This window comes from Cupriavidus pauculus (assembly GCF_002858765.1).
Taxonomy (GTDB): domain Bacteria; phylum Pseudomonadota; class Gammaproteobacteria; order Burkholderiales; family Burkholderiaceae; genus Cupriavidus; species Cupriavidus pauculus_B.
Window position 1 is genome coordinate 26,704 of sequence record NZ_PJRP01000025.1, and the last position, 14,839, is coordinate 41,542.

Here is a 14,839-nt window from a genome sequence, read left to right on the forward strand (position 1 = left end):
CCTTGATGTGATGCGAACGCCTGGTGCATTGCCGGGCGATGGGTGCCATGTCTCGGGAGTCGACTGTACGGACGCCCCCGCGCCGTGTCGTGCTCCGAACGAACCAATTTGCATGCTGCAGTGCGATTGGTCCGAACGGACCAAGACAGCCCCCGGCCCCGATGAAAGAATCGGCCGGACTTCAACACCACGGGTGACATGGGCATGAGCGGACCGCTGGCAGGACTGAGGATTCTCGATTTTTCGACGCTGCTGCCCGGGCCGTTCGCCACCCTGGCGCTGGCAGACCTGGGGGCCGACGTGATCCGGATCGAGGCGCCCACGCGTGCCGATCCCGTGCGGCGGCTGGCGCCGCAACGCCATGGCGTTGCGGCCGTTCACGCCTGGCTCAACCGGAACAAGCGTTCGCTGGCGCTGGATCTCAAGCAGCCGGAGGCCATCGGCATCGTGCATCGGCTGCTGCGCACGCATGACGTCGTGGTCGAGCAGTTCCGTCCCGGCGTCATGGCGCGCCTGGGCCTGGGCTACGACCAGCTGCGCGCCATCAACCCGGCGCTGATCTACTGCTCCATCACCGGCTACGGCCAGGACGGCCCCTACCGCGACCGGGCCGGCCACGACATCAACTACCTGGCCATAGCCGGCGCGGCCAGCTACAACGGCCACGACAAACCCGCCCCGCTGGGCATCCAGGTGGCCGATATCGCTGGCGGCAGCCTGCACGCCAGCGTGGCCATCTTGGCGGCACTGGCGCACCGTCACCGCACCGGCGAGGGCCAGCATGTGGATGTCAGCATGACCGACGCCGCATTCAGCCTGAACGCCATGTCGGGCGCCGCCTACCTGGCCGGCGGCCGCGCGCCGCGCCCGGGGTCCGAACGGCTCAACGGCGGTGCCTTCTATGACTACTACGCCACCGCCGACGGCCGGCATTTCTCGGTCGGCAGCCTGGAACCGCAGTTCCTGCAGCGCTTCTGCGATGCAATGGGGCACCCCGAATGGTTCGCGCTGGCGCAGTCCGACATGCCGCGCCTGAAGCACGAGATCGCCAGCGCGTTCGCCAGCCAGCCCTTTGCACACTGGTGCGCGCTGTTTGCCGAGGCGGACTGCTGCGTGGAGCCCGTGCTCACGCTGGAGGAATCGGCCTGCCATCCGCAGTTGCGCGCGCGCCGCATGGTGATCGACGTGCCGGTGGCCGGCACGGCCGACGGCGGAAACCCAGCCGACACGCTGCCCCAGATCGCCCATCCCGTGCGCTACTCGGCAACGCCGCCGGCATACCGGCACGCCGGAGAGACGCTAGGCCGACAAAGCCGGACGATCCTGGCCGAACTGGGCTACGGCGATGCCGATGTGGCGGCACTGGCCGCAGCAGGCGTGATCGCGTCGGGCGAAACCCCATGACAGACCAGACCAAGGAGACTGACATGCAGCACAGCAGGAGACACTGGCTCGGCCAGGCCGCGGCATTGGGTGGCGCGGCGGCGCTGGCAAGCTGGCCCGCGCGGGGCGACAGCGCCTATCCGGGCCGGCCGTTGCGGCTGGTGGTGCCCTATCCGGCGGGTGGCGGCACCGACACCATCGCGCGCCTGATCGGGCAGCAGCTGGCGCAGGCCTGGAAGCAGCCCGTGGTGGTGGACAACAAGCCCGGCGCCAGCGGCATCCTTGGCAACGATATCGTCGCCAAGGCCGCGCCCGACGGCTACACGCTGCTGCTGGCCATCACCGCGATGATCCAGTCGCCCAGCCTGTACCGGAAGATGCCCTACAACGTGGAGCGCGACTTCCTGCCCGTGTCGCTGGTGGCGCGCTCGTCCGACCTGTTCGTGGTGCCAACCCGCGTGCCGGCCCACACGCTGGCCGAATTCATCGCGCTGGCCAAGGCAAGCCCCGGCAAGCTCAGCTATGGTTCATACGGCAACGGCACGTCGTCGCACCTGCATGGCGAGCAGTTCAAGATCCAGGCCGGCATCGACATCGTCCATATCCCGTACAAGGGCGCGGCGCCGCTGGTCAGCGACATTCTTGGCGGACAGGTGGATTCCGCGTTTGTCGACGTCACCTCGGCCAACAGCTACCTGGCCGGTGGCAAGTTCCGCGTGCTGGGCATCACGGGCACGCAGCGGCACGCGGCGCTGCCGGCCGTCCCCACGTTCTCGGAAGCCGGCCTGCGCGGATTCGAGCCCAATGGCTGGTTCGGCATCTTCTTGCCCGCCGGCACACCGCGCCCGATCGCCGACCGGCTGGCCGCCGAGATCGGGCGGATCGTGAAGCAGCCCGAGGTGTCGCAGCGACTTGCCGCCATGGGCCTGCAGCCGGTGGCCTCCAGCCCGGCCGAACTGGCCACGGTGGTCAGCAGCGACACCCCGAAATGGGCGGAGATCGTCCGCACCGCGCGCATCCAGCTCGACTGAAGGCCCGACTGAAGGCTCGGCTAAGGGCTTGACGGGCAAGGCAGGACGGGGGTCGGCGCCCCCGCTATCGCTTCAACAAAGCCCACCTTCAACAAATGCAAATTGCCTGACCGGCGGGCGTGTCGCAAAGTCTCTCCAACAACAGCCTGATACAGAAACAGGAGGAGACGATGCTGCGAATCATGCTTGCCGGCGCGGTGCTGGCGCTGGCCCACGGAGCGGCCCTGGCCGACACCTATCCCTCGCGCCCGGTGCGCCTGCTGGTCGGCTATGCGCCGGGCGGCCCCGTGGACACCGCCGCGCGCATCTACGCGGACTACATGGGCCGCGTGCTCAAGCAGCCGGTCATCGTCGACAACCGCGCCGGTGCCAGCGGCGCTATCGCGGCCGGCATGACCACCAGCGCCAAGCCGGACGGCTACACGCTCTATTTCGTGGCCAGCCCCACGATGACGATGACGCCGCTGATCCAGAAATCGGTCAGCTTCAAGCCGGCGCAGGACTTCAGCTACGTGGGCCTGATCACCGACTACACCAACGTCCTGCTGATCAACAAGGATTTCCCGGCCAAGAACGTGGACGAACTGGTGTCGTACGCGCGCAAGCATCCGGGCGACGTGAGCTTCGGCTCGGCCGGCATCGGGGCGTCGAACCACCTGTCCGCCGAACTGCTGGCGCAGATGACCGGCGTAAAGATGCTGCATGTGCCGTACAAGGGCAACGCGCCGGCCATGGCCGACGTCATCAGCGGCAAGGTCACGTTCATGTTCGATATCACCGGCACGGCCATCGGCCATATCCAGGGCGGCAAGGTGCGCGCGCTGGCCGTGACGTCCAAGACCCGCAACGCTGCGCTGCCGACGGTGCCCACGCTGATCGAATCTGGGCTCAAGCAATATGACCTGACAGGCTGGTACGGCCTGGTGGGTCCGCTCGGCATGCCCGCCGATGTCACCGACCGGCTGGTCAAGGCCCAGCAGACCGTTGGGCAGGACCCCGCGTTCCGCGCCCGCATGACCGATGGCGGCTACGACCTCAACATTACAGGCCCGGCGCCGCTGCAAGACCGCATCAAGAAGGAACTGGCCCTGTGGGGCAACGTGGTCAAGACGGCCAATATCGAGGTGGAATAAGCCGGCCGGCCCGGGCAGCACCGTTCCGCCCGGGCGAAGTACCGCTTTCCCGATGACGAATTGCGCAGCCTTCGGGCTGGCCATACACTGCGACGAGCCGGTATCCGCCTGACGGCGAAGCCGGCGCCACTCCGAAATCCACTCTCTGCAAAGGACTTGAGCGAGATGCCGCAGGACCGAGCCATCGCGAATCGCATCAGCGACATTCCCCGCCATTGGGCAGCCCATGCGCCCGACCACGTGGCCGTGCATGAAGGCGAGCGCACGGTGAGCTTTGCGCAACTCTGGGAAGGCGTCGGGCTGGCGCGGCAGTATCTGGAATCCCAGGGGGTTGGCACCGGCGACCGCGTCATGATTACCGGCGAGAACTGCCTGGCCGTCATCACGCTGGTCTTTGCGCTGTCCGAACTGGGCGCGTGGCCGGTGGTGACCAATGCCCGGTTGACGGCCCGCGAGATCGAGGAAATCCGCGCGCACTGTACGCCCCGGCTGATGCTGTTCACGCACGCGGCGTCCCCCGATGCCCTGCGCCACGGCCTGCGCTACCGCGCCCGCGAGATCGCGCCGCCGGGGCTGGGCCCGCTGATGGCCGCCGATGTGGACGACCGCAGCGAGCGCGAGCCGCAGGCGCTGGCGCACGAGGTGGCCGCGCTGATCTACACGTCCGGCACCACGGGCCAGCCCAAGGGCGTGATGGTCACGCATCGCGGCCTGCTGCACTATGCGCGCGTCACGGCCGACACCCGCAAGATCGGGCCGGGCGACTGCGCCTACGCCGTGATGCCGATGTCCCATATTTTCGGGCTCGCCACGCTGCTGCTGGCCACCTTCCAGGGCGGCGGCAGCCTGTACCTGGTGGCCCGGTTCAACGTCACCGACGCGTGCGCCGCGCTGCAACGCGAGGCCATCTCGATCCTGCAGGGCGTGCCGGCCATGTTCAGCCGTATCCTGGCGCACCTGCAGAAGCAGGGCATCGCCACCCTGCACCCCAAACGCCTGCGCTATCTCTATACCGGTGGCGGGCCGCTGGAGCCCACGCTCAAGCGCAACGTCGAAGCCGTGTTCGGCCAGCCGCTGCACCATGGCTATGGCATGACCGAATACGCGGGCTCGCTGTTCATCACCCGCATGGACCGCCCGCGCAGCGACTGCTCCGCCGGCGAGATTGTCGAAGGGGCCGAACTGCGCATCGTGGGCGCCAACGGCGAAACAGTGCCGCCGGGCACGGCTGGCGAACTGTGGGTGAAAGGCCCCGGGGTCATGCGCGGCTACTATCGCGATCCGGCGCAGACGGCGGAAGCCCTGCGCCCGGAAGGCTGGCTCAACACGGGCGATATTGGCCGACTGGGGCCCGATGGCGCGCTGTATATCGTCGGGCGCACGCGCGACCTGATCATCCGCTCAGGCTTCAGCGTCTATCCGATCGAGGTGGAATCGGTCATCAACACGCACCCGGCGGTGCGGCTGTCCGCCGTGGTCGGCAGGCCGGCGGCCGATGGCAACGAGGAGATCGTGGCGTTCGTGGAGCTTCGAGAGGGCGAGACGTTCGATGCTGGCGAACTGCACGCCTATCTTGCGGAGCGGCTGTCGCCCTACAAGCGCCCCGTGCAGATCGTGCGCGTACCGGCCATTCCCACGACCGCCAGCGGCAAGCTGCACAAGCACCAGTTGCGCGGCATCGTCGCCGAGATGGCCTAGGGTTCAGGCATTCGGGCATTCGGGCACCCAGGCACCCGGCCATCAGGCCGGGTTGCCGGTGCCGTCTTCCACCAGCAGGTCCACCAGCTTGCGTGCGAACACCGGCAGCGCGTCCAGGTCCGCCACGCAAATCTGCAGCTTGCGCTCGGCCCAATCGTCCTCGATCTGCACGATATTGAGCGCCATGGTCTGCGCATGGCGGCGCGCCGTGCTCTCCGGCAGCACGCCGATGCCAACGTTGGCCTCGATCATGCGCCCCGCCGTCTCGAAATTGCTGACCTGGATGCGCCAATGCAACTGGCGCTGCAGGTCGGAGGCCGCGCGTTTCAGGAAGTTGTGGATCGCGCTGTCCTCGGGCAGGCCGATGAAGTCGTAGTCGAGCGTCTCGACAAACCGCACGCGCTTGCGCTGGGCCAACGGGTGGCTCAACGCCGTGGCCAGTACCAGGCGGTCCAGCCGGTAGGGCATCACTTCGAGTCCTTCCATGTTGACGCCGCTGGCAGCGATGCCGATATCGACCATGCCTTCCTGCACGGCCCGTACGATGTCCGGGCTGAGCCGCTCGCGGATGTCGACGGTCACGTCGGGATGATTGACCAGGTACGTACGCAGCACCCCCGGCAGGAACTCGCTCATGGCCGTGGTGTTGGCGAATACGCGCACATGCCCCTTGATGCCCGACGCATACTCCTGCAGGTCGCCGCTCAGTTGCTCGATCTGCCGCAGCACGCGGCGCGCGTGGGCCAGCAGCGTCTCGCCGGCGGGCGTGACCTTGACGCCCTGGCTGCTGCGGCTCAGCAGCTTGACGCCCACCTGCTCTTCCAGGTTCTTGATGCGCGTGCTGGCCGCCGGCAGCGACAGGTGGCAACGTTCTGCACCGCGGGTCAGGCTGCTGGCTTCCGCAATATGCGTGAAGAGATTCAGATCGACCAGATCGAAGCGCATTGTCGTTGTCTCCAGGGTAGCCGACGATTATCCCCCGAACGCCGGCATTTTTTCCATTCTCGCAATTACGGAGGTGTCTTCACTGCCGGCGAATGCCGGATTCAAAACATGCAAATTGCCGCGCGGCCGCGCATGGGTCAAGCTGTGCCATCGAACCCTCATGGAGACACCCGATGGCAGAAGAACAGACCCTGCTGGTGGACATCGCGGACGGCATTGCCACGCTGACGCTGAACCGCCCCCAGTACAAGAACGCGCTGAACGGGCCGATGCGCGACGCCCTGCGCGAAGCCGTGCAGCAGATCCGCGCCGACCGTACGGTACGCGCCGTGGTGCTGCGCGGTGCCGGCACCGACTTCTGCTCGGGTGGCGATATCCGCGCCATGAACGTCACCGATGCCGCATCCGGCCGCAACCGCATGGACGACCTGCACGGCTGGATCGCCCTGCTCGTCGACCTGGACCGCCCGGTCGTGGCGGCGGTGGATGGCGTGGCGTACGGTGCCGGCTTCAGCCTGGCACTGTTGGCCGATTTCATCGTGGCCACGCCGCGCGCACGCTTCTGCATGCCGTTCATGAAGGTTGGCCTGGTGCCCGATTGCGGCGCGCTGTACACGCTGCCACGCGTGGTGGGCATGGCGCGCGCCCGGGACCTGGTCTTCAGCGCGCGCGAAGTGGGCGCGGAAGAAGCCAGGCAGATCGGGGCGGTGTTCGAGATCGTCGAGCAGGAGCAGCTTTACGCCCGCGCCGACCAGCTCGCACGCGGCCTGGCGGGCGCGTCGCCCGTGGCGTTCGCGCTCACCAAGCGTGCGCTGAACCAGTCGAATGCCGCCGACTTGCGCACCATGCTGGAACTGGAATCGCTCGGTCAGGGCATCGCGTTCACCACCGACTACCACCACGAGGCCGTGCGCCGCTTCAAGGAAAAGGAAACGCCACTGTTCCAGTGGCCAACTTCGGCAGACTGAGGATTGCTCCCCTCTCCCGCCCGATGGTGTGCGCCCTTCTCCCACTTCATGGGAGAAGGCTGCGCATGGTCACGGCCTTCGCTCTCTCAACCCGCCGTAATCCCTGCCGTCTGGATCACCTTGCGCCACTTCTCGATTTCGCTGTGCAGGCGCTGGCGCATCTGCTCCTGCGTGCCGGCATCCGCCTCGGCGCCAGCCTGCAGCAGCCGTTGCTTGACGCCGGCGTCCTTCATGGCGACGTTGAAGTCGGCATTGATCTTGTCGAGGATCGGCTTCGGCGTCTGGGCCGGCGCGAACAGCGCGGCCCAGGAATAGGCCTCGTAGCCGGGCAGTCCCGATTCGGCGACGGTCGGCACGTCGGGCAGCATGCCCGAGCGCTTGCGGCTGGCCACGCCCAGCACCTTGATACGTCCCGACTTGATATGTTGCAGCGCGGTAGGCGCGTCGCTGAACATCAACTGCACCTGGCCGCCCAGCAGGTCGTTCATGGCCGGGCCGCTGCCCTTGTACGGCACATGCTGCAGCTTGGTGCCCGCCTCCATGTTGAACAGTTCGCCCGCCAGGTGCGTGCCGCCGCCGTTGCCGGACGACCCGTAGGCCAGCGTGTGGCCGCTCTTGGCGTAGGCGATCAGCTCCTTGATGCTGCTGGCCGGCACCGAGGGATGGGCGACGACGAACACCGGGAACATCGCGGCAAAACTGACCGGCGCGAAGTCCTTTTCGATGTCGTACGGCAGCTTGCCCATCAGCGACGGGTTGACCGCGTGATGGATCGACCCCAGGAACAGCGTGTAGCCGTCGGGCGCTTCCTTGGCCGCGATGGTGGCGCCAATGGTGCCGCCCGCGCCAGCGCGGTTGTCGATGACGATCGGGTTCTTCCAGATCTCGCCCAGCTTCTGGCTGAAGATGCGCGCCGTGCTGTCCACCGGACCGCCAGGCGGAAATGGCACGATCAGGCGCACGGGCTTGGTCGGCCACGTTTCCGTGGCAAACGACGCAAACGGATACGCTGCGGCGCCGAACAGGCCGGCGGCCAACAGGCGCCTGCGCATGGCGGACGATGGGTTCATGCTGGGTCTCCTTGGGTCGACATCGAACCGGCCTGCTCCTGCAGCACACGCTTGAGGATCTTGCCGTTGTTATTGGTAGGCAGTTCGGCCAGCGCCACAATGCGGGCCGGGCGCTTGTACGGGGCCAGGCGGCTGTGCAGGTGGCTGCGCAGCGCCTCCGGTTCCAGCGCCGCGCCGGGGCGCAACTCGACGAAGGCGACGATTTCCTCGTTGCCGTCGCCCTCGGCCACGCCAACCACGGCAGACCGCTGGATGCTCGGATGCGTGTTGAGCGCCCCCTCCACCTCGGCCGGATAGACGTTGAAGCCCGAGCGGATGATCATCTCCTTGAGGCGGCCGACCACGAACAGCGCGCCATCGGCGTGCATCTCGCCCAGGTCGCCGCTGGCGTACCAGCCGCCCTCGCGCATCACGGCTTCCGTCGCCGCGGCATCGCGGAAGTAGCCCGGCATCAGCCCCCTGCCCCGCAGCCAGAGTTCGCCGCGCTGGCCCAGCGGCAAAGGCTGACCGGTCATGGGATCGGTCACCTGCACCTCGGCCTCGGCCACGGCATAGCCGGCGCTGGTATCGGGGCGCTGATCGCCCAGGCGCGTGACGTGGACCGATCCGGCGTATTCGGATAGCCCATAGCCATGGTGCAGCGTCAGGCCGAACGTAGCCTCCACGCGCGTCTTCAGCGACAGGTCGAGCGGACCCGCGCCGGTGTAGAGGTAGCGCAACGCCGGCGCCACCGGCTGCGCGATGCCCTGCTCCTGCAGATAGGCCAGCAGCCGCGAGAACAGCGTGGGCGGCCCCTGCAACTGCGATACGCCGTGATGGGCCAGCGCGTCGAGCAGATCGGCGGGATCGAACTGCGGCCGCATCACCAGCTGAGCGCCAGCCAGCAGCGAACTGAGCAGCACCGTGCCAAGGCCGAAGATATGGGTCATCGGCACGAAGGCATAGCTGCGGTCGGTCGGGCCCAGTGCACGGGCCTCACGGGTCACCCGCGCGAAATGGATCAGCGCGTCGTGCGTCAGCATCACGCCCTTTGGCTCGCCCGTGGTGCCGGACGTGAAGATCAGGGCGGCCACCTGGTCGCGCAACGGCGCCGGTTCCTGCATCGCATCGGCTCGCACGGCAGAACGATGCATGCCGGGCAGCGCCGATGGCGCGGCCCTGAAGCGTTCGGCGTGCCCGGCGGCGGCGCGCGACGCCGTGGCGGTGAAGTACACCACCCTGGCATCGGCCCGGGCGGCGAAGGCGTCGATTTCGCCCGCGGCCATGCGCGCATTGACGCCACACGACCATGCGCCCACGCGGCTGCAGGCCAGGATCAGCGCGGCGTGCTCGGGACAGTTCTCGGCCACCACCATCACGCGGTCACCGGGCCGCACATCAAGCTCGCGCAGTTCCGCTTCGGCCGTATCCGTCAGCGCGCCCAGCGCGGCAAAGCTGACGCTGCGGCCGTCCGGCAGGTGGAGAAACGGTTGATCGGGGGCCTCGGCCAACCAATGGTCAAGCAGCTCATGAATCCGGGTGGTCACGCTAGCCGTCCTTGCTGAATGCGGTGAAGAGGTCCGCGCAGCATGGCGCCAAAGCCGGGCCGGCGCCATTCGTAAATCACAAGGGTCGGCTTCGCTGGCCTGAAACCGCGCTGCGGAATGCGGCGCCGTGCATTTCGGTATCCGGAAGGCTGGATTCGGCAATCTCGAACCAGCGTGGCGTGCACGCCCATAGAATCGTTTTCACTGACCGGAGACAGTTCATGGACCTGCGTTTCACAAGAGAAGAAGAATCCTTCCGCGAGGAAGTCGGCGCCTTTGTGCGGGCCAGCCTGCCCGCCGACATTCGCGACAAGGTGCTGGGCCATCGCCGCGTGGAGAAGGACGACTACGTGCGCTGGCACCGTATCCTGCACGCCCAGGGCTGGGGTGCCCCGACGTGGCCCACGGAATGGGGCGGCACCGGCTGGAAAGCGCTGCAACGCCTGATCTTCGAGATCGAGACATTCCGCGCCGGCGCGCCGCGCATGCTGCCGTTCGGGCTGACGATGATCGGCCCGGTGCTGATGAAATACGCCAGCGCCGAGCACAAGGCGCGCTTCCTGCCGCGCATCCCGACCGTGGACGACTTCTGGTGCCAGGGATACTCCGAGCCGGGCGCCGGTTCCGACCTGGCGTCGCTGCGGACCCGCGCAGTGCGCAAGGGCGACAAGTACATCGTGAACGGCCAGAAGACCTGGACCACGATGGCGCACTTTGCCGACTGGATCTTCTGCCTCGTGCGCACGGACACCGAGGTCAAGCCGCAGGAAGGCATCTCGATGCTGCTGATCGACATGAAGTCGCCCGGCGTGACGGTGCGGCCGATCAAGACGCTGGACGGCGGCCACGACGTGAACGAGACCTGGTTCGAGGACGTGGAAGTGCCGGTGGAAAACCTGCTGGGCGAGGAAAACAAGGGCTGGACGTACGCCAAGTACCTGCTGGGCCACGAGCGCACCGGCATTGCCGGCATCGGCCACTGCTATCGCGAGCTGCGCCAGCTGCGGCACTACGCGGCCGAGACCACCGACGGCCGGGGCCGCCCGCTGATCGAGGACGTGCGCATGCGCGACAAGATCGCCCGCGTGGAAATGGATCTGCTGGCGCTGGAGATGCTGCTGTTGCGTGTGGCGACCCAGGCCGCCGGCACGCCGGGCCCCGAGGCCTCCATGGTCAAGATTCGCGGCTCCGAACTGCAGCAGGACATCGCGATGCTGCAGATGGAAGTGGCCGGCCCCAATGGTTGGCCGTACTCGCCGGACTGGATGGAGCCCGGCGCGCCGCAACCCGTGAGCGGCCCGGACTGGGCCGCCCCTGCGGCATCGACCTACTATGACATGCGCAAGACCACGATCTACGGCGGCTCGACCGAGGTCCAGAAAAACATCATCTCGAAGATGATCATCGGTTTCTAACGCAGGGGACGACAGGCATGGATTTCACCTACAGCGAAGAACAGCAGATGCTGGCCGACAGCCTGCGCCGCTTTGTCGCATCCGAGTATGCGTTCGAGCATCGCCGCCGCAATGCGCGCGAACAGGGCGGCTTCGACCGCGCCACGTGGCGGCAACTGGCGGAGATGGGCGTGCTGGGCCTGACCGTGCCGGCCGACCATGGCGGCTTTGGCGAAGGCCCGACCAGCCAGGTGGTGGTGCAACGCGAACTGGGCCGTGGGCTGGTGCAGGAGCCGGTGATTCCGGCGGCCATCGCCGCGGCCATCCTGGCGCACCATGCGCCGGTCGCGCAGCAGGCCGAATGGCTGCCGGCCATCGCCGATGGCAGCAAGATCGTGGCACTGGCTTACCTGGAACCCGCCACGCGCTATCGCCTGGACACCGCCCAGACCGTGGCGCGCCAGCGCGAGCCGAATGGCTACGTGCTGCGCGGCACGAAATCGGTGGTGTGGCATGGCGGGGCCGCCGACACCTATCTGGTCTCGGCCATGCTCGACGGCACGCTGGCACTGTTCCTGGTCAGCCACGACGCCCCGGGGCTGAGCGTGACCACCTATCCCACCATCGACCGCCTGTCCGGCGCCGACCTGCAACTGGCCGACGTGCCGGCCACGCTGGTGACCGTCGACGGGCTCCGGGCGCTGGAACTGGGCATCGACCACGGCATTGCCGCGCAATGTGCGGCGGCGGCCGGCGCGATGGAGCGGCTGATCGAGATCACCGCCGAATACCTGGGCGCGCGCAAGCAGTTCGGCAAGCCGCTGGCATCGTTCCAGGCGCTGCAGCACCGCATGGCCGACATGCTGGTGCAGAAGGAACTGGCGCTGTCGATGGCCTACGTGGCCGCGCAGGGGCTGGACGCCACCGATGCCGACGAACGCCGCCGCAAGGTAGCGGCCGCAAAGGTCGTCACGGCGCGGGCGGCACGCTTTGTCGGCCAGCAGGCCGTGCAATTGCACGGCGGCATGGGCATGACCGACGAACTCGAGGTGGGCGACTACTTCAAGGCCCTGGCCATGACCGATGTGCTGCTCGGCGACACCGACCTGCACATGGAGCGCTACACCGCCACCATGGCCGCGATCGCGGCCTGACGAACACCATACGGAACACCAGACGGAAGACACACCGATGACAATCAATGGCAAGGCATATATCGTCGGGGCCTACGAGCACCCGACCCGCAAGGCACCGGACAAGACCGTGCCGCAACTGCACGCCGAATGCGCCCGTGGCGCGCTGGAAGACGCCGGCCTGACACTGGCCGACGTGGACGGCTATTTCTGCGCCGGCGACGCACCCGGCCTGGGCATGGTCAACATGGTCGACTACCTGGGCCTGAACGCACGCCATGTGGATTCGAGCGAAATGGGCGGCTCGTCCTATATCGCGCACGTCTCGCACGCAGCCCAGGCGATTGCCGCCGGCAAGTGCAATGTGGCGTTGATCACGCTGGCCGGGCGCCCGCGCTCGGAGGGTTCCAGCGGCACGCAGGCCCGCAACTGGGGCGCGAACCTGCCCGACCAGCCGTTCGAGGCGCCGTTCAGCCCGGTGACGGTCAACCTGTATGCGATGGTGGCGCAGCGCCACATGTACGAGTTTGGCACCACGCCCGAGCAGCTTGCGTGGATCAAGGTGGCTGCCTCGCACCACGCCCAGCACAACCCGAACGCAATGCTGCGCGAGCTGGTAACGGTGGAAGACGTGCTGAATTCGCCGATGATCTCCGACCCGCTGCACCGGCTGGACTGCTGCGTGGTGTCCGACGGTGGCGGCGCGCTGATCGTGGCGCGCCCCGAGATCGCGGCGAAGCTGAACCGGCCGAAGATCAAGGTGCTGGGCGCGGGCGAACACGTGAAGGGCCTGCTGGGCGGCCAGGTGGATCTGTCATGGTCCGCCGCGCGCGTGTCCGGCGCGGCGGCGTTCGCAGAGGCGGGCGTTACGCCATCCGACATCCAGTACGCGTCGATCTACGACAGCTTCACCATCACCGTGCTGATGCAGCTGGAAGACCTGGGCTTCTGCAAGAAGGGCGAAGGCGGCAAGTTCGTGATGGACGGCAACCTGATTGCGGGCGTGGGCAAGCTGCCGATCAACACCGACGGCGGCGGCCTGTGCAACAACCATCCGGCCAATCGCGGCGGCATCACCAAGGTGATCGAGGCCGTGCGCCAGTTGCGTGGCGAGGCCAACCCGGCCGTGCAGGTCAAGAACTGCCAGCTTGCGCTGGCCCAGGGGACCGGCGGCTACATGGGGTCGCGCCATGGCTCGGCCACCCTGATCCTGGAACGCGAATAAGCGCGAGGCTACCGATGACCACTCCCTACGTTCCCACCGTTTTCAAGGCCCCGGACGAACTGCCCGACAACGCGCCGTTCTGGCAAGCCGCCCGCGAAGGCCGCCTGCTGGTGCGCCACTGCAAGTCGTGCGGCAAACCCCACTGGTACCCGCGCGCACTGTGCCCGTTCTGCATGGGCGACACCGACTGGAAAGACGCCAGCGGCCTGGGCGAGATCTATTCGTTCAGCATCACGCGCCGTGCCGGCCCCCATCCGTTCTGCATCGCCTATGTGAAGCTCGATGAAGGCGTAACCATGCTGACCCATATCGTCGATACCGACCTGGACAGCGTGCGCATTGGCCAGCGCGTGAAGGTGCGCTTTGCCGAGACCGAGGGCGGCGCGCCAGTGCCTGTCTTCGCGCCGGCCGAAGCGGCCTGAAGCGGAGCACCCGATGGCGATCCGCTACCAGCACCTGCGCAACCGCGACTTTTCCCCGGTGCGCCAGCACTACACCCTGCGCGACACCATGCTGTACGCGCTAAGCCTGGGCCTGGGCAACGACCCGATGGATGCGTCGGCCCTGCCCTTCGTCTACGAAGGCACGCCGGGCGGCCTGCGCGCACTGCCGTCGCAGGCCGTGGTGCTGGGCTATCCCGGCTTCTGGGCCCGCGAGCCCGATACCGGCATCGACTGGGTCAAGCTGCTGCACGGCGAGCAGCGGCTGCGGCTGCATCGCCCGCTGCCCGCCGATGCCGAGGTGGTGGGCCACAACCGCATTACCCACCTGACCGACAAGGGCGCGGGCAAGGGAGCCATCATGGTCACCGAGCGCCGGCTGGAAACCGTGCAGGGCGAACTGCTGGCGACGATCCAGCAGGTGTCGTTCCTGCGCGGCGACGGCGGCTACAGCCAGCAGGACGGCGGCCAGCCCAGCGACGAACCGTTGCCGGCGCTGCGCCCGGTGCCCGAAGACCGTCCGCCCGATTTCGTCGATACCCAGCCCACGCGCCCCGAAGCGGCGCTGCTGTACCGGCTTATGGGCGACTTCAATCCGCTGCACGCCGATCCGGCCGTGGCCAGCGCCGCCGGGTTCGAGCGACCGATCCTGCACGGCCTGGCCAGCTACGGGCTGGTGGCCCACGCGCTGCTGCGGCAATGCGCGGGCCATGACCCGGCACGGCTGCGCGCGTTCGATATCCGCTTTACCGCGCCGGTCTTTCCCGGTGAAACGCTGGTGACCGAGATCTGGCGTGATCCGCAGCATGCCGGCCAGTTCCAGTTGCGTGCCAGGGTGCTGGAACGCGACAAGGTCGTGCTCAGCCATGGCTGGGCCGAGATTGCGTGAACGC

13 protein-coding genes are annotated in these 14,839 nt (G+C 67.6%); 10 read left to right on the forward strand and 3 right to left on the reverse strand.

The window, feature by feature from the left end; genetic code table 11:
• The first annotated feature begins 204 nt into the window (after positions 1–204).
• The 4 genes from CYJ10_RS31435 (at position 205) to CYJ10_RS31450 (ending at position 5,245) form a co-directional block, all read left to right on the forward strand.
• Positions 205–1,404, forward strand: a complete 1,200-nt coding sequence (locus CYJ10_RS31435) for a CaiB/BaiF CoA transferase family protein (RefSeq protein ID WP_101685396.1) — start codon at positions 205–207, stop codon at positions 1,402–1,404.
• A gap of 23 nt (positions 1,405–1,427) precedes the next feature.
• Positions 1,428–2,414, forward strand: coding sequence for a tripartite tricarboxylate transporter substrate binding protein (locus tag CYJ10_RS31440; protein ID WP_101685356.1), 987 nt, complete (start codon positions 1,428–1,430; stop codon positions 2,412–2,414).
• Positions 2,415–2,584: 170 nt separating this feature from the next.
• Positions 2,585–3,547 (forward strand): Bug family tripartite tricarboxylate transporter substrate binding protein, encoded by a 963-nt coding sequence (locus CYJ10_RS31445; RefSeq protein WP_101685357.1) that lies wholly within the window; start codon positions 2,585–2,587, stop codon positions 3,545–3,547.
• A 165-nt stretch (positions 3,548–3,712) separates the two neighbouring features.
• A complete protein-coding gene (locus CYJ10_RS31450) occupies positions 3,713–5,245 on the forward strand; it encodes a class I adenylate-forming enzyme family protein (protein ID WP_101685397.1) in 1,533 nt (510 codons plus the stop codon).
• A gap of 42 nt (positions 5,246–5,287) precedes the next feature.
• Here CYJ10_RS31450 and CYJ10_RS31455 read toward each other — a convergent pair whose 3' ends face one another.
• Positions 5,288–6,190: a LysR family transcriptional regulator gene (locus CYJ10_RS31455; protein ID WP_101685358.1), complete on the reverse strand. Its 903-nt coding sequence runs from the start codon at positions 6,188–6,190 to the stop codon at positions 5,288–5,290.
• A 173-nt stretch (positions 6,191–6,363) separates the two neighbouring features.
• Between CYJ10_RS31455 and CYJ10_RS31460 the strand changes: the two genes are divergently transcribed.
• Positions 6,364–7,158, forward strand: a complete 795-nt coding sequence (locus CYJ10_RS31460; protein WP_101685359.1) for an enoyl-CoA hydratase/isomerase family protein — start codon at positions 6,364–6,366, stop codon at positions 7,156–7,158.
• Between the two features lie 86 nt (positions 7,159–7,244).
• On the opposite strand, the gene CYJ10_RS31465 is transcribed toward CYJ10_RS31460, so the two are convergent.
• Entirely contained in the window at positions 7,245–8,228 is a 984-nt protein-coding gene (locus CYJ10_RS31465) for a tripartite tricarboxylate transporter substrate binding protein (RefSeq protein ID WP_374703327.1), read from the reverse strand.
• Positions 8,225–9,754: a class I adenylate-forming enzyme family protein gene (locus tag CYJ10_RS31470; protein WP_101685360.1), complete on the reverse strand. Its 1,530-nt coding sequence runs from the start codon at positions 9,752–9,754 to the stop codon at positions 8,225–8,227. The genes CYJ10_RS31465 and CYJ10_RS31470 overlap by 4 nt, the downstream gene beginning before the upstream one ends.
• A 221-nt stretch (positions 9,755–9,975) precedes the next feature.
• Here CYJ10_RS31470 and CYJ10_RS31475 point away from each other — a divergent pair, with 221 nt between their 5' ends.
• From CYJ10_RS31475 to CYJ10_RS31495, 5 genes are read left to right on the forward strand one after another with little or no spacing between them, the layout of a single operon-like run.
• Positions 9,976–11,169 carry an acyl-CoA dehydrogenase family protein gene (locus tag CYJ10_RS31475; protein ID WP_101685361.1) on the forward strand — a complete coding sequence of 398 codons (1,194 nt, stop codon included), beginning with the start codon at positions 9,976–9,978 and terminating at the stop codon, positions 11,167–11,169.
• A gap of 17 nt (positions 11,170–11,186) precedes the next feature.
• Entirely contained in the window at positions 11,187–12,302 is a 1,116-nt protein-coding gene (locus tag CYJ10_RS31480; protein WP_101685362.1) for an acyl-CoA dehydrogenase family protein, read from the forward strand.
• A 37-nt stretch (positions 12,303–12,339) separates the two neighbouring features.
• Positions 12,340–13,506, forward strand: a complete 1,167-nt coding sequence (locus tag CYJ10_RS31485; protein ID WP_101685363.1) for a thiolase domain-containing protein — start codon at positions 12,340–12,342, stop codon at positions 13,504–13,506.
• Between the two features lie 14 nt (positions 13,507–13,520).
• Positions 13,521–13,928 carry a Zn-ribbon domain-containing OB-fold protein gene (locus CYJ10_RS31490; protein WP_101685364.1) on the forward strand — a complete coding sequence of 136 codons (408 nt, stop codon included), beginning with the start codon at positions 13,521–13,523 and terminating at the stop codon, positions 13,926–13,928.
• 13 nt (positions 13,929–13,941) lie between these two features.
• Positions 13,942–14,835 (forward strand): MaoC family dehydratase, encoded by an 894-nt coding sequence (locus CYJ10_RS31495; RefSeq protein ID WP_101685365.1) that lies wholly within the window; start codon positions 13,942–13,944, stop codon positions 14,833–14,835.
• Positions 14,836–14,839 lie beyond the last annotated feature (4 nt).